Annotated in this window: 17 protein-coding genes; 7 read left to right on the plus strand and 10 right to left on the minus strand. The window is 53.7% G+C overall.

What is annotated here, in order from left to right:
- The first annotated feature begins 2 nt into the window (after positions 1-2).
- From glgC to glgP, 3 genes are read left to right on the plus strand one after another with little or no spacing between them, the layout of a single operon-like run.
- Positions 3-1,298 carry a glucose-1-phosphate adenylyltransferase gene (gene glgC, locus OGY07_RS03150; protein WP_042286454.1) on the plus strand — a complete coding sequence of 432 codons (1,296 nt, stop codon included), beginning with the start codon at positions 3-5 and terminating at the stop codon, positions 1,296-1,298.
- Positions 1,298-2,731 (plus strand): glycogen synthase GlgA, encoded by a 1,434-nt coding sequence (gene glgA / locus OGY07_RS03155; protein WP_042286452.1) that lies wholly within the window; start codon positions 1,298-1,300, stop codon positions 2,729-2,731. The genes glgC and glgA overlap by 1 nt, the downstream gene beginning before the upstream one ends.
- Before the next feature lie 19 nt (positions 2,732-2,750).
- Positions 2,751-5,198 (plus strand): glycogen phosphorylase, encoded by a 2,448-nt coding sequence (gene glgP / locus OGY07_RS03160; protein ID WP_042286448.1) that lies wholly within the window; start codon positions 2,751-2,753, stop codon positions 5,196-5,198.
- 89 nt (positions 5,199-5,287) lie between these two features.
- Here the strand turns inward: glgP and glpD are convergent, their stop codons facing one another.
- Positions 5,288-6,796, minus strand: a complete 1,509-nt coding sequence (gene glpD, locus OGY07_RS03165; RefSeq protein WP_042286444.1) for a glycerol-3-phosphate dehydrogenase — start codon at positions 6,794-6,796, stop codon at positions 5,288-5,290.
- Positions 6,797-7,003: 207 nt separating this feature from the next.
- On the opposite strand from glpD, the gene glpE reads away from it, so the two are divergent.
- The 3 genes from glpE to OGY07_RS03180 all read left to right on the plus strand — a co-directional run bounded on the left by glpE (position 7,004) and on the right by OGY07_RS03180 (position 9,009).
- Positions 7,004-7,330 (plus strand): thiosulfate sulfurtransferase GlpE, encoded by a 327-nt coding sequence (gene glpE / locus OGY07_RS03170; protein ID WP_286598597.1) that lies wholly within the window; start codon positions 7,004-7,006, stop codon positions 7,328-7,330.
- Positions 7,331-7,404: 74 nt separating this feature from the next.
- Complete coding sequence (glpG, locus tag OGY07_RS03175; protein WP_042286439.1) at positions 7,405-8,235, plus strand: rhomboid family intramembrane serine protease GlpG; 831 nt, start codon at positions 7,405-7,407, stop codon at positions 8,233-8,235.
- 15 nt (positions 8,236-8,250) lie between these two features.
- Positions 8,251-9,009, plus strand: coding sequence for a DeoR/GlpR family transcriptional regulator (locus OGY07_RS03180; protein ID WP_042286437.1), 759 nt, complete (start codon positions 8,251-8,253; stop codon positions 9,007-9,009).
- A 46-nt stretch (positions 9,010-9,055) separates the two neighbouring features.
- On the opposite strand, the gene OGY07_RS03185 is transcribed toward OGY07_RS03180, so the two are convergent.
- The 6 genes from OGY07_RS03185 to OGY07_RS03210 all read right to left on the minus strand — a co-directional run bounded on the left by OGY07_RS03185 (position 9,056) and on the right by OGY07_RS03210 (position 14,615).
- Positions 9,056-10,234 carry an acetyl-CoA C-acetyltransferase gene (locus OGY07_RS03185; RefSeq protein WP_286598600.1) on the minus strand — a complete coding sequence of 393 codons (1,179 nt, stop codon included), beginning with the start codon at positions 10,232-10,234 and terminating at the stop codon, positions 9,056-9,058.
- Positions 10,231-10,890: a 3-oxoacid CoA-transferase subunit B gene (locus OGY07_RS03190; protein ID WP_181823228.1), complete on the minus strand. Its 660-nt coding sequence runs from the start codon at positions 10,888-10,890 to the stop codon at positions 10,231-10,233. Before OGY07_RS03190 ends, OGY07_RS03185 begins: the two co-directional genes overlap by 4 nt.
- Positions 10,890-11,546, minus strand: coding sequence for an acetate CoA-transferase subunit alpha (atoD, locus tag OGY07_RS03195; protein WP_286598603.1), 657 nt, complete (start codon positions 11,544-11,546; stop codon positions 10,890-10,892). The genes OGY07_RS03190 and atoD overlap by 1 nt, the downstream gene beginning before the upstream one ends.
- 90 nt (positions 11,547-11,636) lie before the next feature.
- Complete coding sequence (locus tag OGY07_RS03200) at positions 11,637-11,936, minus strand: AtuA-related protein (protein ID WP_211935139.1); 300 nt, start codon at positions 11,934-11,936, stop codon at positions 11,637-11,639.
- Complete coding sequence (locus tag OGY07_RS03205) at positions 11,936-13,276, minus strand: acyclic terpene utilization AtuA family protein (RefSeq protein WP_286598606.1); 1,341 nt, start codon at positions 13,274-13,276, stop codon at positions 11,936-11,938. The genes OGY07_RS03200 and OGY07_RS03205 overlap by 1 nt, the downstream gene beginning before the upstream one ends.
- Before the next feature lie 34 nt (positions 13,277-13,310).
- Positions 13,311-14,615 (minus strand): CitMHS family transporter, encoded by a 1,305-nt coding sequence (locus OGY07_RS03210; RefSeq protein ID WP_181822417.1) that lies wholly within the window; start codon positions 14,613-14,615, stop codon positions 13,311-13,313.
- A gap of 416 nt (positions 14,616-15,031) precedes the next feature.
- On the opposite strand from OGY07_RS03210, the gene OGY07_RS03215 reads away from it, so the two are divergent.
- The gene (locus OGY07_RS03215) at positions 15,032-15,940 is read left to right on the plus strand and encodes a LysR family transcriptional regulator (RefSeq protein ID WP_211935141.1); all 909 of its coding nucleotides are present in this window, start codon (positions 15,032-15,034) and stop codon (positions 15,938-15,940) included.
- A 27-nt stretch (positions 15,941-15,967) separates the two neighbouring features.
- Here the strand turns inward: OGY07_RS03215 and malT are convergent, their stop codons facing one another.
- The 3 genes from malT to OGY07_RS03230 form a co-directional block, all read right to left on the minus strand.
- Positions 15,968-18,673 carry an HTH-type transcriptional regulator MalT gene (gene malT / locus OGY07_RS03220; RefSeq protein WP_286598609.1) on the minus strand — a complete coding sequence of 902 codons (2,706 nt, stop codon included), beginning with the start codon at positions 18,671-18,673 and terminating at the stop codon, positions 15,968-15,970.
- Positions 18,674-19,046: 373 nt separating this feature from the next.
- On the minus strand, positions 19,047-19,454 hold the full coding sequence (locus OGY07_RS03225; RefSeq protein WP_286598612.1) for a DUF1240 domain-containing protein: 408 nt from the start codon (positions 19,452-19,454) through the stop codon (positions 19,047-19,049).
- 32 nt (positions 19,455-19,486) lie between these two features.
- The gene (locus OGY07_RS03230; protein ID WP_286598615.1) at positions 19,487-20,347 is read right to left on the minus strand and encodes a hypothetical protein; all 861 of its coding nucleotides are present in this window, start codon (positions 20,345-20,347) and stop codon (positions 19,487-19,489) included.
- Positions 20,348-20,351 lie beyond the last annotated feature (4 nt).

Genomic DNA, 20,351 nt, shown 5'->3' on the forward strand with positions numbered 1-20,351 from the left:
TCATGGTGAGTTTAGAGAAGAACGACCGTTTAATGTTGGCGCGCCAGTTGCCGTTGAAATCCGTTGCCCTGATTCTGGCGGGCGGGCGGGGTACCCGTCTGAAAGATTTAACGAACAAGCGCGCAAAGCCGGCCGTTCATTTTGGCGGTAAGTTCCGCATTATCGATTTTGCTTTATCCAACTGTATTAACTCCGGGATCCGCCGTATCGGCGTGATCACGCAATATCAGTCTCACACTCTGGTTCAGCATATTCAGCGCGGTTGGTCGTTCTTTAGCGAAGAGATGAACGAGTTTGTCGACCTGTTGCCCGCGCAGCAAAGAATGCAGGGTGAAAACTGGTATCGCGGCACTGCCGATGCCGTGACGCAGAACCTTGATATTATTCGTCGCTACAAAGCGGAATACGTGGTGATCCTTGCCGGAGACCACATCTACAAGCAGGACTACTCGCGTATGCTCATCGACCATGTCGAGAAGGGCGCGCGCTGTACCGTGGCCTGTATGCCGGTACCTATTGAAGAAGCCAGCGCCTTTGGCGTGATGGCGGTGGACGAAAACGACAAGATTATCGATTTCGTTGAAAAACCGGCGAATCCGCCCGCCATGCCAGGGGATGCCACGAAGTCCCTTGCGAGCATGGGGATCTATATTTTCGACGCTGATTACCTTTACGAGCTGCTGGAACAGGACGACGCTAACGACGCCTCCAGCCATGACTTCGGTAAGGACATTATCCCGTCCATCACGAAAGCTGGCATGGCCTATGCCCATCCTTTCCCGTTGTCCTGTGTGCAGTCGGACCCGGAATCGGAACCTTACTGGCGCGATGTCGGAACGCTTGAAGCGTACTGGAAAGCCAATCTTGACTTAGCCTCGGTGACGCCAGAACTGGATATGTACGATCAGAACTGGCCGATTCGCACTCATATGGAATCCCTGCCGCCGGCGAAGTTCGTTCAGGACCGCTCCGGCAGCCACGGCATGACCCTGAACTCGCTGGTGTCCGGCGGCTGTATTATCTCGGGTTCGGTGGTGGTGCAGTCTGTCCTGTTCCCGCGGGTACGGGTGAACTCATTCTGTAATATTGATTCGGCGGTGTTACTGCCGGAAGTCTGGGTAGGACGCTCGTGTCGCCTGCGTCGGTGCATTATCGATCGCGCGTGCGTTATCCCGGAAGGGATGGTTATTGGCGAAAACGCGGAAGAAGATGCCCGTCGCTTCTACCGATCCGAAGAAGGCATTGTTTTAGTTACGCGCGAAATGCTGCGCAAACTGCACGTCAAACAGGAGCGATAATGCAGGTTTTACATGTATGTTCGGAGATGTTCCCCCTGCTCAAAACAGGTGGTCTGGCAGATGTGTTAGGTGCGTTACCTGCGGCGCAAATTGCGGACGGCGTGGATGCCCGCGTACTGTTACCCGCGTTCCCGGATATTCGGCGCGGCATTACGGATGCGCAGGTGGTATCGCGTCGTGATACCTTCGCAGGCAAGATCAGCCTGCTGTTCGGCCATTACAACGGGGTGGGGATTTACCTGATCGATGCGCCGCATCTTTACGATCGTCCGGGGAGCCCGTATCACGATACGAACCTGTACGCCTATACCGATAACGTGCTGCGTTTCGCGCTGCTCGGGTGGGTGGGCTGTGAGATGGCCTGCGGACTTGACCCGTTCTGGCGCCCGGATGTGGTGCATGCGCACGACTGGCACGCGGGCCTGACGCCCGCCTATCTGGCGGCGCGCGGGCGCCCGGCGAAGTCGGTCTTTACCGTACACAATCTGGCGTATCAGGGCATGTTTTATGCACAGCATATGAATGACATCGAACTGCCATGGTCGTTCTTTAATATGCATGGTCTGGAGTTTAACGGACAGATCTCCTTCCTGAAGGCCGGTCTGTACTACGCCGACCATATTACGGCGGTCAGCCCAACCTATGCGCGGGAAATCACTGAACCGCAGTTCGCCTACGGTATGGAGGGGCTGTTGCAGCAGCGCCACCGTGAAGGCCGACTGTCCGGGGTGCTGAACGGGGTGGATGAAAAAATCTGGAACCCGGAGACGGATCTGCTGCTGGCCTCGCGCTACACCCGGGATTCACTGGAAGAAAAGGCCGAGAACAAACGTCAGTTACAGATTGCGATGGGGCTGAAGGTCAACGACAAAGTACCGCTGTTTGCCGTCGTGAGCCGCCTGACCAGTCAGAAAGGGCTGGACCTGGTGCTGGAAGCGCTGCCGGGTTTACTGGAACAGGGCGGTCAACTGGCGCTGCTTGGCGCGGGCGACCCCGTATTGCAGGAAGGGTTTCTTGCCGCGGCGGCGGAACATCCCGGTCAGGTGGGCGTGCAGATCGGCTACCATGAGGCTTTTTCGCACCGCATCATGGGCGGCGCGGACGTTATCCTTGTACCGAGCCGTTTTGAGCCGTGCGGCTTAACGCAGCTTTATGGTTTGAAATACGGCACGCTGCCGCTGGTGCGGCGTACCGGTGGTCTGGCGGACACGGTGTCCGACAGTTCGCTGGAAAATCTGGCGGACGGCATCGCCAGCGGCTTTGTGTTTGAGGACAGCAACGCCTGGTCTCTGCTACGGGCGATCCGGCGTGCGTTTGTGTTGTGGTCACGACCTTCGCTCTGGCGGTTTGTGCAACGGCAAGCGATGGCGATGGATTTTAGCTGGCAAGTCGCGGCGAAGTCATACCGCGAGCTTTACTATCGCTTGAAATAGTTATTCAGGAATCACCATTATGAATGCTCCATTTACCTATGCATCGCCGACCCTGAGCGTAGAAGCGCTTAAGCACTCTATCGCTTATAAGCTGATGTTCACGATTGGTAAAGATCCGGTCATTGCCAATAAGCATGAATGGTTGAACGCCACGCTGTTTGCGGTGCGCGATCGTCTTGTGGAGCGCTGGCTGCGTTCTAACCGGGCCCAGCTGTCGCAGGAAACTCGCCAGGTTTACTATCTGTCGATGGAGTTTCTGATTGGCCGCACACTGTCCAACGCGCTGTTATCGCTGGGCATTTATGACGATGTGAAAGGCGCGCTGGAGGCGATGGGGCTCGATCTCGAAGAACTGATCGACGAAGAAAACGATCCGGGGCTGGGTAACGGCGGTCTTGGGCGTCTGGCGGCCTGTTTCCTTGATTCGCTGGCGACGTTAGGGCTGCCGGGACGCGGCTACGGTATTCGTTATGACTACGGCATGTTCAAGCAGAACATCGTCGACGGACGGCAGAAAGAGTCCCCCGACTACTGGCTGGAATACGGCAACCCGTGGGAATTTAAACGTCACAACACACGCTATAAGGTGCGTTTCGGCGGGCGTATCCAGCAGGAAGGCAAGAAAACGCGCTGGATTGAAACCGAGGAGATCCTGGCGGTCGCTTACGACCAGATCATCCCCGGCTATGACACCGACGCCACCAACACCCTGCGTCTGTGGAACGCCCAGGCCAGTAGCGAAATTAACCTGGGTAAATTCAACCAGGGCGACTACTTCGCGGCGGTGGAAGATAAAAATCACTCTGAAAACGTCTCGCGCGTGCTGTATCCGGATGACTCTACCTATTCCGGGCGTGAACTGCGTTTGCGGCAGGAATATTTCCTTGTTTCCGCCACGGTGCAGGATATTCTCAGCCGTCATTACCAACTGCATAAAACCTACAAAAACCTGGCGGATAAAATCGCCATCCACCTCAACGACACCCATCCGGTGCTGTCGATCCCGGAGCTGATGCGCCTGTTGATCGACGAGCATAAGTTTAGCTGGGATGACGCGTTTGAAGTCTGCTGTCAGGTCTTCTCTTACACCAACCACACGCTGATGAGTGAAGCGCTGGAAACCTGGCCGGTGGATATGCTTGGTAAAATCCTGCCGCGCCATTTGCAGATTATCTTTGAAATAAACGACTACTTCCTGAAAACCCTGCAGGAGCAGTATCCGAACGATACCGGTCTGCTGGGACGCGCCTCGATTATTGATGAGTCCAACGGTCGCCGCGTGCGTATGGCGTGGCTGGCTGTGGTCGTCAGCCATAAGGTGAACGGCGTGTCTGAACTGCACTCCAACCTGATGGTGCAGTCGCTGTTCGCCGATTTCGCCACTATCTTTCCGACCCGCTTCTGTAATGTGACCAACGGCGTGACGCCGCGTCGCTGGCTGGCGCTGGCGAATCCGTCACTTTCTGAGGTGCTGGATGAAAACATTGGCCGCACCTGGCGTACCGATCTCAGCCAGCTCAGCGAACTGGAGCAGCACTGCGATTTTCCGCTGGTGAATCACGCGGTGCGTCATGCGAAGCTGGAAAATAAAAAGCGGCTGGCGGTGTATATCGCTCAGCAACTGAACGTGGTGGTGAACCCGAAATCGCTGTTTGATGTGCAGATCAAACGTATTCACGAGTACAAGCGGCAACTGATGAACGTGCTGCATGTGATCACCCGTTACAACCGGATCAAGGCCGATCCGGATGCGCAGTGGGTGCCGCGGGTGAATATTTTTGCCGGTAAAGCCGCGTCGGCGTACTACATGGCGAAGCATATTATTCATCTGATTAACGACGTGGCGAAGGTGATCAACAACGACCCGCAGATTGGCGACAAGCTGAAGGTGGTGTTTATCCCGAACTATAGCGTCAGCCTCGCGCAGTTGATTATTCCGGCGGCGGATCTCTCTGAGCAGATTTCTCTGGCAGGGACGGAGGCGTCAGGCACCAGTAACATGAAGTTCGCCCTCAACGGCGCACTGACCATCGGTACGCTGGACGGCGCGAACGTCGAGATGCAGGAGCACGTCGGTGAAGAGAATATCTTTATTTTTGGTAATACCGCGGAAGAGGTGGAGGAACTGCGCAGGCAGGGCTACAAACCGCGCGAGTACTACGAGAAAGATGAAGAACTGCACCAGGTGCTGACGCAGATTGGCAGCGGGATGTTCAGTCCGGATGAGCCAGGACGCTATCGTGATCTGGTGGATTCGCTGATTAACTTTGGCGACCACTATCAGGTACTGGCTGACTATCGCAGCTACGTGGATTGTCAGGACAAGGTCGATGAGCTGTATGGTCGACCAGAAGAGTGGACCGCAAAAGCGATGCTCAATATCGCGAATATGGGGTATTTCTCTTCTGACCGAACCATCAAAGAGTATGCCGATACCATCTGGCATATCGATCCGGTTCGGCTGTAACAGGCATAGCGCCGGGGGCTTCGCTTACCCGGCCTACAACGCGCGTTGTAGGCCGGGTAGGGCGTAACTGTCATCCGCCAATGCTGGTTTTACGATGCCAGCGACAGCGCCTGTTTTTCCGTATACGCCGCCAGCCACTGGGTTATGCGTGACTGTTGCTCAGCGTTGAGCCACATTCCCTCTTTGGTGCGGCGCCAAAGTGCATCGTCCGCGCGGCGCACCCATTCATGATCCACCAGATACTTCAGCTCCGCCTCGTAGAATTCATGACCGAAATCTTCGCCGAGATCCGCCAGCGACGTCGCTTCGCCGAGGATCAGTCTGGTGTTGCTGCCGTAGGTGCGGGAATAATGGCGCGCCAGTGATTCGCTCAGGAACGGATAGCGGCGGCGCAATTTAGCGGCATAATCTTCACGGTCGCCGCCAATCTCACCGCCCGGCAGCACGCAGTCTTTGGTCCACGCCGGACCGATACCCTGATAGTACGACGACAGTTTTTCCATTGCGTGTTCGGCGAGTTTACGGTAGGTGGTCAGCTTACCGCCGAATACCGACAGCAGCGGCGCTTTACCATTTTCATCATGAATATCCAGCGTGTAGTCGCGGGTGATGGCCTGCGGAGAATCGGATTCATCGTCGCACAGCGGACGTACGCCGGAATAGGTCCAGACGATATCGTCGCGGCCCAGCTGTTTTTTAAAGTGGGCGTTATACACCTTCAGCAGGTAATTGATTTCGCTTTCATCGATTTTCACCGCTTTCGGATCGCCTTTGTACTCAACGTCGGTGGTGCCGATGATCGAGAACTCATCCATCCACGGGATCACAAACACGATGCGTTTGTCTTCGTTTTGTAGAATGTACGCCTGTTTCTGGGTATGAACGCGCGGCACCACGATGTGGCTGCCTTTGATCAAGCGAATACCGTACGGTGAAGGCAGATGCATGCCCTCGTCGAAAAACTCTTTTACCCACGGACCGGTAGCGTTGACCAGACCACGCGCCTGCCAGGTGTATTTTTTGCCGGAATCAATGTCTTCTGCTTCGACAATCCACAGACCGTTTTCGCGGCGCGCTGAGGTAGCCCGGGTGCGGGTTAACACCTCACCGCCTTTTTGCACCACCATCTGCGCATTCGCCAGCACCAGTCGGGCATCGTCCACCCAGCAGTCAGAATATTCGAAACCGCGCACGATTTCTGGTTTAAGAACGGATTCTGCGCCAAAACGCAAACCGGTCGAACCCGGCAGGCTGGTGCGTTTGCCGAGGTGATCGTACATAAACAGACCGATGCGGATCATCCATGCCGGACGTAAATGGGGGCGATGCGGCAGACGAAAACGCATCGGAAAGGCAATATGCGGCGCCATTTTCAGCAGCACTTCTCGCTCGGCCAGCGCTTCGCTAACCAGGCGGAATTCGTAGTGTTCCAGGTAGCGCAGGCCACCATGAATGAGTTTTGAACTGGCGGAAGAGGTGGCGCACGCGAGATCCTGCGCTTCCAGCATCAGCACGGATAAACCGCGTCCAGCGGCATCTGCCGCGATACCGGCACCGTTAATGCCTCCCCCTATCACAATCAGATCTTTGGTTTCCATGCTGCCCTCTTGCACTTTCGTTATAGCTCATAAATGTTCGTTATCGAACATAATAGCAAAGAAACGCGCTATTGGTAACATCGAATAAACAATTTACAGTGATACATATAACATTATGGCGTTTCACTGCCGCCGGGACGTACACTACACGGTAACATGCCTGAAAAACGTCACCTGCAATAACCTGTACGATAAAGAAGAGAATGTATGGATCAGTTTGAATGTATCAACGTAGAAGAAGCGCACCAGAAGCTGCATCAGGACGCGGCGGTGCTGGTGGATATCCGCGATCCGCAAAGTTTCGCAATGGGACATACTCCGCAGGCGTTTCATCTGACGAACGACACGCTGGGCGCGTTTATGCGCGAGCATGATTTTGACACGGCGGTCATGGTGATGTGCTATCACGGCAACAGCAGCAAAGGCGCGGCGCAATATTTGTTACAGCAAGGGTATGATGCGGTCTACAGCGTAGACGGCGGCTTTGACGCCTGGCACCGCAACTTTCCCGCCGAAGTGGCGTATGGCGGTTAAGCCAACAAAATGCAGCCTGAAGGAAGAAGGGCCTATATACTGTCCTCTTTTGTGTGGAATAAGCGACAGCAACAATGTTGATGATTACTTCTTTTGCTAACCCCCGCGTGGCCCAGGCTTTTGTCGACTATATGGCGACGCAGGGCGTTATCCTGACCATTCAACAACATCAGCAAAGCGATGTCTGGCTGGCGGATGACTCCCAGGCTGAACGGGTACAGGCAGAGCTGGCGCGTTTTCTGGAGAATCCTGCCGATCCGCGCTATCTTGCGGCCAGCTGGCAGTCGGGGCATACCGGCAGCGGCCTGCACTACCGTCGCTTCCCGTTTCTCGCCACCCTGCGCGAGCGCGCCGGACCGGTCACCTGGTTTATCATGGCGCTCTGCGTTGTGGTATTTATCGTGCAAAATATCGTGGGCGATCAGACGGTAATGGTATGGCTGGCCTGGCCGTTCGATCCGTCACTGAAGTTTGATGTCTGGCGCTACTTCACGCATGCCTTTATGCATTTCTCACTGATGCATATCCTCTTTAACCTGCTGTGGTGGTGGTATCTTGGCGGCGCGGTAGAGAAGCGACTTGGCAGCGGGAAGCTGATAGTCATTACCGTGATCAGCGCGCTACTGAGCGGCTACGTACAGCAGAAATTCAGCGGTCCGTGGTTCGGTGGCCTGTCCGGTGTGGTCTACGCGCTGATGGGCTACGTCTGGCTGCGCGGCGAACGCGATCCGCAAAGCGGTATCTTTTTGCAACGCGGACTGATTATTTTCGCGTTAATCTGGATTGTTGCCGGTTGGCTGGATTTCTTCGGCATGTCGATGGCGAATGGCGCACACATTGCCGGGCTGGCGGTCGGACTGGCGATGGCGCTGGCTGACACGCTGAATGCGCGAAAACGAACATGATTCCAGGGAATAACAATGAAACAAACACAACGACATGACGCGATCATTGAGCTGGTAAAAAAACAGGGATACGTCAGTACCGAAGAGCTGGTGGAGCATTTCTCCGTTAGCCCGCAAACCATTCGCCGCGATCTCAACGATCTGGCCGATCAAAACATGATTCTGCGTCATCACGGCGGCGCCGCGCTGCCGTCCAGTTCGGTGAATACCCCGTGGCACGATCGAAAGGCCACTCAGACGGCGGAAAAAGAGCGCATTGCGCGCAAAGTGGCCACGCAAATCCCCAACGGTTCCACTCTGTTTATTGACATCGGCACCACGCCGGAAGCCGTGGCCCACGCGCTACTCGGTCACAGCAATTTGCGTATTGTGACTAACAACCTGAACGTGGCGAACACGCTGATGGCGAAAGACGATTTCCGCATTATCCTCGCGGGCGGCGAATTGCGCAGCCGCGACGGTGGAATTATTGGTGAAGCGACGCTCGACTTTATTTCGCAGTTCCGTCTTGATTTCGGCATTCTGGGGATCAGCGGCATCGACAGCGACGGTTCGCTGCTGGAGTTCGACTATCACGAAGTGCGCACTAAGCGTGCGATCATTGAAAATTCCCGCCATGTGATGCTGGTGGTGGATCATTCGAAGTTTGGCCGTAACGCGATGGTGAATATGGGCAGCATTAGTATGGTGGATGCCGTTTATACCGACACCCTGCCGCCCGCAGGCATTATGCAGGTGATTTCGGACAACCATATTCAACTGGAACTGTGTTAAACGTACTGCATGTCCCTGGCGTGTCGGGGACATGCAGACGACACGCTTACAGCCGTTCAACAATCACGGCGATCCCCTGACCACCGCCGATGCACAGCGTTGCCAGCCCGGTGGTTTTATTGCGCTGCTGCAACGCGTGAACCAGTGTTACCAGAATCCGTGCGCCGCTTGCGCCGATTGGATGCCCCAGCGCGATCGCGCCGCCATTGACGTTCACTTTCTCTTCCGGAAAGTCGAGTTCACGCGCAACCGCCAGATACTGTGCGGCAAAGGCTTCGTTGGCTTCGATTAAATCCAGATCGCTGACTGTCATTTTGGCTTTTTCCAGCGCCCGTTTTGTTGCCGGGATCGGCCCAAGTCCCATTATACTGGCATCCACCCCAGCCGACGCCCAGCTCTTCAGGCGCGCCAACGGCGTAATCCCATGCGCGCGCGCAGCGCGTTCGGACATCAGGACCAGCGTCGCCGCCGCATCATTGATGCCGGAGGCATTGCCTGCAGTTACTGTCCCTGAACTTTTAAAGGCCGGACGCAGTTTCGCCAGCGAACTGGCATCGGTCTCCGGACGTGGAAACTCATCGGTATCAAACAGACAGACCTCTTTTTTACGCTTCAGGGTCACCGGTACGATTTCCTGTCTGAAATAACCGGCGTTGATTGCGGCTTTCGCTTTTTGCTGCGATGCCAGCGCCACCTGGTCTTGTTCTTCACGGCTTAAATTATAGCGTTTGGCAATGTTTTCTGCCGTGACCCCCATGTGGTAATCATTGAAGGCGCACCAGAGACCGTCGTGGATCATCACGTCTGTCAGCTCACCGTTGCCCATGCGGTATCCCTGGCGCGCGCGGGCCAGCAGGTAGGGGGCGGCGCTCATGTTTTCCATCCCGCCGACAATACAGGTCTGATTATCACCACTCAGAATGGACTGCGCGCCCAGCACAACGGTTTTTAGCCCGGAACCGCAGACTTTATTGACCGTGAATGACGGAACGCTCTCCGCCAGGCCCGCGTGATGTGTCACCTGGTGAGCCGGGTTTTGCCCTAATCCGGCCTGCAACACGTTGCCGAGGATCACTTCGTCAATGTTGATATCTGACGGAAGGTCCAGCAGGTTTGCCCTGACACAGGTCGCGCCCAGCATTACCGCCGGGACGTCAGCCAGGCTGCCAGCAAATTTACCGATAGGGGTGCGTTTCGCACTCACAATCACAATCGAGTCGTTCATGCCAGAGTCCCCGCAGGCTGCAATGTTTTCAGGTGTGCACTAAGACGGAAGTTCGCTTCCGTGCGCGCACGAAGTTCATCAAGCGTGATGGTGTCGCTGATTTCATCAAGGATCATTTCGCCGTTCACAAAGCTGAATACGGCGAGTTCGGTGATGACTTTGCTGACCTTGCCGACCGCTGTTAAGGGGTAACTGCACTGATGTAGCAGCTTCGGTTCGCCATTTTTTGCGCAATGCTCCATCGCAATAATGACTTTTTTCGCTCCTGCCACGAGGTCCATCGCTCCGCCCATGCCGGGCACCATTTTGCCAGGCACCATCCAGTTGGCGAGGTTTCCGCGTTCATCAACCTGCAAACCGCCGAGCACGCAGACATCAACATGTCCTCCGCGAATAAGGGCGAAAGAGAAGCAACTGTCGAACATTGCCGCACCTGGGATCATGCCGCAAGGCTGACCGCCTGCATTGACAAGGCTGGCATTCACCTCGTCCAGAGGGCCGAGGCCAAGAAAACCATTTTCTGACTGCAACGTGACCTGAATATCCTCGGCCAGGTAGTTCGCGACCTGCGTTGGCAGGCCAATGCCCAGATTGACGACGTCGCCATCGTGTAACTCCTGCGCTACGCGGCGGGCAATACGTTCTTTTGCATTCATCACTGGGCCTCCATGAACAGATAATCCACCAGCGCACCAGGGGTGATGACGTGCACGGGAGGAATGCTTCCCAACGCCCCGATGTTGCGGGTTTCGGCCACAACCACGTCGGCGGCCAGCGCCATTACCGGGTTGAAGTTTCGGGCGGTCAGGTCATAGGTGAGATTGCCAGCCTCATCGGCATGACTGGCGAGAAGAATGGCGAGGTCGGCGCGCAGAGGTTGTTCCAGCAGCCATTTCTCACCGTTGACCAGCAGGGTTTGTTTATTTTCTTCCACTACTGTGCCCAGCCCGGTTTGCGTGAGGAATCCCCCCAGCCCGGCGCCGCCAGCACGGATCTGCTCGGCGAGCGTTCCTTGCGGCACTAACTGAACATCGAGCTCACCGGAAATCATCTTCTTGCCGGTTTCCGGGTTGGTGCCAATATGAGAAGCGATCACTTTTTTGACCTGGCCATTAGAAATCAGCGGACCAATGCCTTTATCGACAAAAGCGGTGTCATTGCCGATGAGCGTCAACGCTTTAACACCGGAGCGCATAATTTCTGCTACCAGATATTCCGGCGTCCCGACGCCCATGAAGCCGCCAAACATAATGCTCATGCCGTCATGTAATAGTTCGCGGAATTTATCCGCCGTTATTCTTTTGTTTTGCATAATGGTGTACTTGCTGTATTGAGGACAAGGATCCCCTGGCGGAGTAATGAAACCCCGCCGAACAGTGAGGATCCTCTTGTCCGAAAAGAATTAAATGGGCATATCCAGCAACGCGGAGCTCAGCCCTTTGCCGTGCATATCCAGCGCCAGTGAGCGAGTAACGCCACCTCCCAGCGCTTTATGCATCACGAAATTCAGTGCGCCGAGTTCCGGTAATTCATAGCGAATCACCTCGCCCTGTACAATATCGCCAAACCAGGTTTTGACTCTTTCGGCGGTGACCTGTTCTGCCAGCGTGGCATAATCTTCCGGACGCCAGGCAATTAATGAAATATTGGAAATATTTCCTTTATCTCCGGTACGGGAATGCGCTATTTCACGTAATTTCATTATTTATTCTCCAGTACGGTAACATGGTGTTGAACGCAGTGACGCGGAATAAGGGTGGAGTCCATGGCCAGTATTTCTTTTACCGATTTCATGACACCACCACCGCCCGCAGGGCCGTTGGTATAAAGCGTTTCCACTTCGTTGCCGACGATAACCGCCTGCGCGCGAGTGGCGCAGCGGGCAGCAACACGAGCGCGAACTTCATAGGGGGCGCTGTACTGACCGCGCGTTTCACCATGCAACGCATTGACACCAATGAGGTCGTAACGTATTTCCTGCGCGTTAAAGTGACAAATCGCGAAGCGCTCACGCACGATGTCGAGAGCGAGACGCCCACGATTTACCGCGCCCGGACCGGCGTAGGAAATTTCGCCTTCACCGATAAAACCGTCCTGATAACCGACGGAAACCTTCAGCGTTTCGGTACGTGGCGCACCCGTCGCACCGGTCACCCGCACCTCATCCGGGCCGCATTGGCTAAAACGCACATGGCTGAAGTCAGCGACTACGTCAGGGGTGAGATAGCGATCCGGTCGGTGAATCTCGTACAGCAGTTGTTCTTTGCAGGTGTCTTCGGTGATCAGTCCGCCAGAGCCCGCCACTTTGGTTATGGTGGCGCTGCCATCTTCACAGACTTCAGCCAGTGGGAAACCGAGGTGTGCCAGATGAGGAACATCCTTCACCCCCGGATCGGCGTAATATCCGCCGGTGATTTGCCCGGCACACTCCAGAAGATGGCCGATACAGGTCCCCATGCCCAGGTGATGCCAGTCATCAGCGGCCCAGTTGAACTCATGCATCATCGGTGCAAGAAAAAGCGACGGGTCGGCGACGCGTCCGGCAATCACCACATCTGCCCTGGAATCAAGCGCTTCCAGTAACCCCGCCGCACCTAAATAGGCATTTGCGGAAAGTAAGGTTTTTTCAAAGCGAGAAACGGGAACACTGGCTTCGTCCAGCGTCAGGTCCATCGACTGTATGAGAGACAATACTTCATCACCCGTGACCACCGCGACTTTAAGGCCATGCAAACCCAGTTCCTGGGCAATTTTCAGCACCACTTTTCCGGCGGCGAGCGGGTTGGCGGAACCCATGTTAGAGATGATCCGCACACTATTGGCGTGACAGATCGGTAACACCGCGCGCATCCGCGCTTCGAGCAGTTCGTTATAGCCTTTGTTCGGATCCTGCTGCTTCTGTTTTTGTCCAATGGCGATAGTGCGCTCTGCCAGACATTCAAACACCAGGTAATCCAGTTCCCCTTTTTCGGCCAGTTCAACCGCAGGCTCAATGCGGTCGCCTGCGTAGCCTGCGCCGGAACCAATTCGAATGGTTTTCATTTTATTTCCTTAATTCTTAACAAGAAATGTGCTGTTAAATCGGGAAGACGCCGGTGAGGGCGGCGGCAAAGGTCATAATGACACTGGCTGCCCACAGGACCGGGATGGAGAATTTTTGATGGTCCGCGAGGTCGACACCGGCAAGACTGACCAACAGGAAGGTCGCGGGAGTCAGTGGACTGACCGGGAAGCCGGTGGTCATCTGACCGAGCACTGATGCCTGAGCTACCTGAATGGCAGGGATACCCATAATATCCACGGTATGCGCGACGACAGGCATAATGCCGAAGTAGTAAGAGTCTGGATCGAAAATCAACGACAGCGGCATCGAGATCAGTCCGACGATGAACGGAATATGGGATGCCAGTGCCTCAGGCATAAACTCTACCGCCGCATGGGACATGGCTTTCAGCATGCCAGCACCACCCATGATTCCGGTAAATGCCCCCGCCGCGAACAGGATACTGGCCATCATCAGCGCCGCTTTTGCGTGGGCGTTGATCCGTTCTTTTTGCATTTCAACATTCGGATAGTTGATCATTAATGCCAGCGTCAGGGCGATCATGAAGGCAACGGTGGGGGAGATGCGGGTGAACACCATCGTGCCGATCACGGCAATAACCAGCGCAATATTCACCCAGAAAAGATGCGGACGACGCAGGACTTTTTCCTGCTCGGTCAGTTCTTTATGATGCGAAAAATCGCCTGCGGCCGCAGCAAAGTGGGCCGCGCCAAGGCGTTTCTCTTCGCGTTTACCCCAGAACCAGCCCATGATGACCATAAAGGTCAGGCCCGCGAGCTGTGCTGGAATTAACGGAATAAAGAGGTCATGGGTGGTGACGTTCAATGCAGCAGAGGCGCGAATCATCGGCCCGGTCCAGGGTAAAAAGTTGACTCCGGCGCTGAGCGCAACAATCCCAAGCAAGATCCGTTTGTCCATACCGAGCCGATTGAACAGCGGCAGCATGGTGGGGACGGTGATTAAGAAGGTCACGGCGCCATTACCGTCAAGATGGGCGATGAGCGCCAGAAGGCCCGTGCCGATGATGATTTTAACCGGGTTGGTCCCGACGAATCGCAATATACCGCGTACGATAGGGTCAAACATCCCGGCATCGGTCACGACGCCAAAAAAAGCGATCGCAAAGACAAACATCGCCGCCATCGGGGCCAGTTTTGTGATGCCTTCGACCACATATTTTGCGGTATCTGTTCCGCAACCTGCAGCCAGCGCGCCAATCACCGGAATAACGATCAGGGCAACCAGAGGTGACATCCTTTTAGACATGATAAAAAATAATAAGGTGGCTATGGTAAGCACACCTATTAGCGCCAGCATGAGTTTCTCCTTAATATTTTTATTAAATTTATCTGCTTCTAAAGTATGAAAGTAAATGCAATGTTAATTATGCCCAGGGGTTATATGTTTTAGCAGTGCATTAATTTTTATCACAGTGCGCCGGTTGGTACTAATTTGTAAATCCAATGGAGTCATTTGTTGTAAGTCTTAATGCGACTATTTGAAATGAAAATAACCCTATAACTAATTTGCTTAAATATAAAAATGACCTTGTAAACATAGGGTTGCTCTGTCTGTTATGTATGTTTTGCTTAAATGACTTTTGTGGCGGCAGGGTAGTGCATCGGAAATGGAATGCGGTTAATGTGGGGTGGGTCATAAAAAGAAATTAACTGCCTTTTATTCATTTTAAAAACCGATAAAATAATTAATGATTTCGATGGCAGGAGTAGGAAATGAATTTTTCGATTAAGCAACTCAGGGCCTTTTTAATATTAAGCGAGGCTGATAGTTTTACTCAGGCGGCCCGGCGGTTTAACCTTTCTCAGCCCGCGTTTAGTACTCTGATTGCATCTCTGGAAGAGGAGATTGGCTACCGGCTATTCGACAGGGATACGCGGCGTGTGTTGCTGAATGCGGATGGCATTCATTTTCTCGATCTGGCGCGCAAGATTGTGCAGAGCCATGATGATGCCGTGGGCGAAATCAAAGACCGGGTAGCAGGTAATAATAACGATATCACCCTCGCGGTGTTGCCTTCGCTGGCGGTGGAATGGCTACCTGAAATACTGGTGAAATACACTAAGAGGGTGCCGCAAAGTAATGTGAAATTGATCGACACCCAGTGGGATCGCTGTCTGAAGGCATTACTTGATGGTCAGGCGGACATGGCATTAACCGCCGGGCAACCCTCGTTGACCACGTTCGATTCAACGTTATTGTTCTCGGATAAATTTTATCTGCTCTGTCATCGCGAACATCCTCTGGCACAACAATCTTCGGTATCGCTCAGTCAGGTTTGCGATTATCCCTTTATTGGTTTCAGTGTCGGCACCAGTATTCGGCAGTACACCGATAAGCTCTGCGAAAATCTGTCCATGAGCTTTAATTATCAACTGGAAGTGCGGCAGCTAACTACGATGATGGGCCTGATTGCCGCCAACTACGGGGTCAGCATTACGACCGGATTAACCCTGTTCCAGTTCAACCATAAAGATATCGTGATTTTACCATTTGAAGATTTGGCGTTGGAGCGGGCGATCTATCTGGTGACGCCGAAGGGGCGACATCTCGCGCCTGGAGTCGCGTCGTTTGCGGAATTCATTACCTGCCAGGCGCACCAGTTCGCGTCAGAACATATATGATGTTAACGCCCGCGAAAGACCGGCGCGCTACACCCCATAACCCATCATTTTCAGCAACTGCTGCGCATGCTGTACCGCGTCCTGACGGTGCGCCACGCCAAGTTTCTGATACAGGTTGCGGATGTGGGTTTTGATGGTGGTCGCGGCGACGGCCAGCTCTCCGGCGATCTGCTCGTTGCTGTACCCGGAGTAAATCAGCCCCAGCACCTGCCATTCACGTTGGGTCAGCGGGCTGGTGCGGATCAGCTCCGGCACTTCCGGATGGTTCAGCAGACGCTCGACAAAGCCTTCGTCGAAGTGGGCAAACTTGTGGCGGTGATGCTGGTTAATTTCGCGCAAGATCCGCTGGGCGCGATGCTGGTCCAGCTCCGGCAAGGTATTCAGTTGGATCAACTGGCGTAACTGCTGCGCCATCGCTTCGCCTTCAATCACAAAATGGCTGATAAAACCGGTGCGGTTGGCAAGCTGTAAGGCGTCGAGCAGCACGCGCTGGGCGTCGTTTTTCCGCCCTGCCTGCCAGTAAAGCTGGTTCAGGAGCAGCAGGTTACGGTTGAGATCGCTCATCAGCCGTAGGCTGCGCGCGTTCTCATTCAGTTCTTCAAGCACGATTTCCGCGGGTTCGAATTCCCCCAGCAGGATCTGCGCGCGGGCAATGTTGCGCCACTGGCCCTGCAGGAAGTGGTTATTGGCAAACTCCGGTTTCGGTGTGTGGCGCAACCAGTTAGCGGCGGACTTTTTATCGCCGGTCATCTGCCAGTAGATTACCCGTACTTTGTCGGCGTTGGAGATCCAGTCGCTATGGTAGTGACCGTTGCCGAGCAGGTTTTCCAGACGGTTAAGATGGCTGCGGGCATTATCCAGATCGCCGCGCGCCAGCGAGCACTGGATCAGCAGGGCCAGACACTGGAGCTGCTGCTGGGGCTGGAAGGTGGAAAGGACTTCAATGCCGCTGCGGGCAGAGGCTTCCGCTTCGTCCAGACGCGCCCATGCCCACAGTAACTGTGCGCGGATGCGTACCAGGAACTCGTGCATCGGCAACTGTTCCAGATGCTGATCTTTGATCAACTGGAACGCTTTTTCCTGTGTTTCCCAGGCGGCCTGCAAAAAGCCCTGGGCAAACAAGATTTCGCTTTGCTGGATCAGACTCCACAGCGCGTAGTGCCAGACGTCATGATGACGCGCCATCTGCTCGGTCTGCTGCATCAGCGCCAACGAGCGGGAGAGGTCGCCTTTACAGTGCAACACTTCGCCGTGCACCGAGGTGGCGACAATGCGGCTATAGAACCAGGCAATGGGCAGTTCGTCCAGCGCCAGTTTCGCCAGGCGTTCCGCTTCGTCAGGGTTGCCGTCGTTGATCGCCACCTGCGCCCGCAGCGCGTTAAATTCGGCATGCAGGGTGCTGTCCATCATGCCTTTGATCTCTTGTTCTGCGCGCGCCAGCAGAGTATTCACTTCGCTGTAGCGGTGCTGGCTCTGCATCAGCCAGGCCTGGAGCAGCACCAGACGCGGGTTTTCCAGCAAACTTTCCCACGGCAGCGCTTTGAGTGACTCTTCCAGCAGCGCCAGTTCGCTGTGGTTAAACAGACCCCAGGCGTGATTCAACAAGATATCGCGCAGCATATGCGCGTCACCTGCCGCCAGCGCGTGGTGGATAGCTTCGCTCGGGAAGCCCTGCGCCATCCAGCTTTCGGCGGCGGCGCGGTGAATCTCCGGCAGTTCTGTCGCCAGTTCCCACTGGCAGCGCTGGCGCAGGAAGCTACCAAACAGTGGGTGGTAGCTGAACCATTCGCCGGTGTCATCCATTCGTTGCAGGAATAAACCCTGACGCTCGATCTCCTCCAGACGCATTTGACCGTTTTCTTCACCGGTCACCCGGACGATCAGCGCATCGTTCATTGATCGCAGAATGGCGCTTTTCAGCAGGAAATGACGGGTGCTGACGTCGACGCTGTCGAGCACTTCATCAACCAGATAATCTGAGAGATGGCTGGCGTTGATTCCTGCCAGTCGGCGTGCGGACTGGTGGGCTGAGTTATTATTTTGCCGTGCAGAAAGGGCGATCAGCTGCAGGGCTGTCGCCCAACCGGCAACGTCGTCGCACATCCGGCTACTTTCAGCCGCTTCAATGGGGGAGGATAAACGGCGATCGAAAAACTGCTTCGCTTCCTGATGATTAAAGGCCAACTGCTGGCTGCCGATCTCCAGAAGCTGATCGCGTACGCGCAGATTGGCAATGCCTAACTGCGGTAAATTACGCGACAGCACCACCAGGGTAAGATTTTCCGGCTGATGGCGCAGGAAGAAGCGCATGGATTCGTGAATCACCGGATTGGTGATCAGGTGGTAGTCGTCTATAACCAGGTACAGCGGGCGATGCCATTCGGCCAGTTCAATAAACAGCTGCGCAAACAGCGAGGTCAGACTGACGTACTGGCGTTTTTGCACCATCACTTCACTGGTGGCGCAGTGTCCGTTGGTGGCCTGTTGAATTGCCGCAATCAGATAGCTGGCAAACCGTTCCTGCTGGTTGTCACCTTCATCCAGCGAATACCAGCCGAGATCGGTTTTGCCTGCGGCCCATTGTGAAACGAGCGTGGTTTTCCCATATCCCGCAGGACTTGTGATCAGGGCGAGCCTGTAATTGTTCGCGCCGGAAAGTTTAGCCAACAGGCGCTCGCGAACCACCGTATGGTCGAGACGAACCGGACGACTTAGTTTAGACGGAATCAACATAGTTAACACTTCACTGTGGAAAATGGGGGAACTGCGATTTTTTTTGCGCTTCGTAATTAATGGTTATAAGGTCGGCCAGATTAGAAACTTTTGCAAGTTATGTCCGGTAATGGACTGCCTTAATTTGCACTGCATCACAAATTTTTCTGAAGCCTAATCCGCGTCGGGTCTGGTTTGCCCGGCATGACGTTGGTTTTTTTACTCTTGCTGAAGAATAATTACAGTTTGCAAGGACTTGCATTCATGAAAGTGACCGCGTTAATTGTAACTTACGGTGATAAATTATTATTGAAAATGCCCTGCGGCGAAGCAGCAGAAAACGGTTTGAAATAGCAGCAGTATTTTCCTGGCAACAGACGTTGTTTAAGGATCATCACCAGAAACTACGATTATCGACGAGCGTTTTGCAGAGCGCGATATCGGTTACATGATAATCGCGAAGCGTGTCCTGAGGGCAGGAATGGTAAGACAACGCCATGAATAAAAAAGGGATAATGCAATCAGCAATGAAACCAAGGATAAAAGAAAAGGTAATGGTAAGAAGTACCCATTTTTCATAAGGGTCGGGAAGCGCTTTGTACTTTACGTCTTGACTAAATAAAATACGAATCATAGCTAATGCAACATATATGACTAAAGGAGTCGCGCCAATAAGTATACATGTTTTGTTGTAAGATATAATATCCCCTGCTTTAATTAAAGATAAAAAATCTGTCATTACTAAACCAAATAATAAAAAATCTATAAAAATAATGCAGAAAATCATAAAAATAATGACCATGATTCGTAACCATAAATTATGCATAAGCATCCTCAATATAAGTGGGAGTCAGGGGAGGGGAATTCGTAATTACAACTTTTTATATGATGAAGCGTATAATCCCGAACCTTTCCCTTTAACTCGTTTGATAGCCCCAACTTGTCATCAAGTATGTTTAATCCAATATTGATACCTATGCCTATGGCAATTATAAAGCCGGTTGTAACAATTATAGGTAAACTCATCAAAGCCAAAACGCCTGCGACTAACCCAATCAAAACTCCCGACACCACAGCTTTTGCCATATCCATTGTGATATCGACCAGAAAATCAGTCAGGTCATAGTCAGACTTAAAAATGAGTTCGATAGCCCGCCAGGCCAGCGAAAAATAGATGCAATATCTGACTCCATTGCGGATGTTGTGGTAAAGCCCCCGTTTACCGATGGCCATCTCCAGTATTTGGGGGTGATTAGCGCCGTAGCGAGTACCGGTAAGTATGCGCCGTAAGCCAGGGTATCCGGTAATTTTTATATAGGTTTTACCGCCCACTTTGTATTCAATGGCTTTGATTTTCAAAACATCAAAGTTAAACATCAACTCCTTAGCAGGGTTGTACCAGGTGGTGAGCTTTGACAGACTGCGAAAGGCATCCAGCCCATCCTTTATATTGCCAGGCCCTGCCCGATATGAAAAAAAACGATCGACGCCACCCATCAAATCGTCGATAACTTGCTGCGCTTCTTCCAGGGTCAGCAGGAGAATGTGATGATGTTGGGTAATAAATGAACCATCCATAAAAGCCATATCACGCAGCGCAGGATTCATTGAATGCCAGCGGAAGTCTGATGAATCGCGTAGTGGATCTTCCCTGTAATGATCGGTGTTGTATAACGAAGAGGGTCGGTGACGCATACTA

Source organism: Citrobacter sp. Cs237 (assembly GCF_030332325.1).
GTDB lineage: Bacteria > Pseudomonadota > Gammaproteobacteria > Enterobacterales > Enterobacteriaceae > Citrobacter_A > Citrobacter_A sedlakii.

Excerpts from the sequence above, each read along its gene's own strand:
- malT (WP_286598609.1), bottom strand. The coding sequence starts at position 18,673 with ATGTTGATTCCGTCTAAACTAAGTCGTCCGGTTCGTCTCGACCATACG.
- OGY07_RS03190 (WP_181823228.1), bottom strand. The coding sequence starts at position 10,890 with ATGAATGCAAAAGAACGTATTGCCCGCCGCGTAGCGCAGGAGTTACAC.
- glgP (WP_042286448.1), top strand. The coding sequence starts at position 2,751 with ATGAATGCTCCATTTACCTATGCATCGCCGACCCTGAGCGTAGAAGCG.
- OGY07_RS03230 (WP_286598615.1), bottom strand. The coding sequence starts at position 20,347 with ATGCGTCACCGACCCTCTTCGTTATACAACACCGATCATTACAGGGAA.
- glgC (WP_042286454.1), top strand. The coding sequence starts at position 3 with ATGGTGAGTTTAGAGAAGAACGACCGTTTAATGTTGGCGCGCCAGTTG.
- OGY07_RS03210 (WP_181822417.1), bottom strand. The coding sequence starts at position 14,615 with ATGCTGGCGCTAATAGGTGTGCTTACCATAGCCACCTTATTATTTTTT.
- atoD (WP_286598603.1), bottom strand. The coding sequence starts at position 11,546 with ATGCAAAACAAAAGAATAACGGCGGATAAATTCCGCGAACTATTACAT.
- glpG (WP_042286439.1), top strand. The coding sequence starts at position 7,405 with ATGTTGATGATTACTTCTTTTGCTAACCCCCGCGTGGCCCAGGCTTTT.
- OGY07_RS03185 (WP_286598600.1), bottom strand. The coding sequence starts at position 10,234 with ATGAACGACTCGATTGTGATTGTGAGTGCGAAACGCACCCCTATCGGT.
- glpD (WP_042286444.1), bottom strand. The coding sequence starts at position 6,796 with ATGGAAACCAAAGATCTGATTGTGATAGGGGGAGGCATTAACGGTGCC.
- glgA (WP_042286452.1), top strand. The coding sequence starts at position 1,298 with ATGCAGGTTTTACATGTATGTTCGGAGATGTTCCCCCTGCTCAAAACA.
- OGY07_RS03225 (WP_286598612.1), bottom strand. The coding sequence starts at position 19,454 with ATGGTCATTATTTTTATGATTTTCTGCATTATTTTTATAGATTTTTTA.
- OGY07_RS03205 (WP_286598606.1), bottom strand. The coding sequence starts at position 13,276 with ATGAAAACCATTCGAATTGGTTCCGGCGCAGGCTACGCAGGCGACCGC.
- OGY07_RS03180 (WP_042286437.1), top strand. The coding sequence starts at position 8,251 with ATGAAACAAACACAACGACATGACGCGATCATTGAGCTGGTAAAAAAA.
- OGY07_RS03215 (WP_211935141.1), top strand. The coding sequence starts at position 15,032 with ATGAATTTTTCGATTAAGCAACTCAGGGCCTTTTTAATATTAAGCGAG.
- glpE (WP_286598597.1), top strand. The coding sequence starts at position 7,004 with ATGGATCAGTTTGAATGTATCAACGTAGAAGAAGCGCACCAGAAGCTG.
- OGY07_RS03200 (WP_211935139.1), bottom strand. The coding sequence starts at position 11,936 with ATGAAATTACGTGAAATAGCGCATTCCCGTACCGGAGATAAAGGAAAT.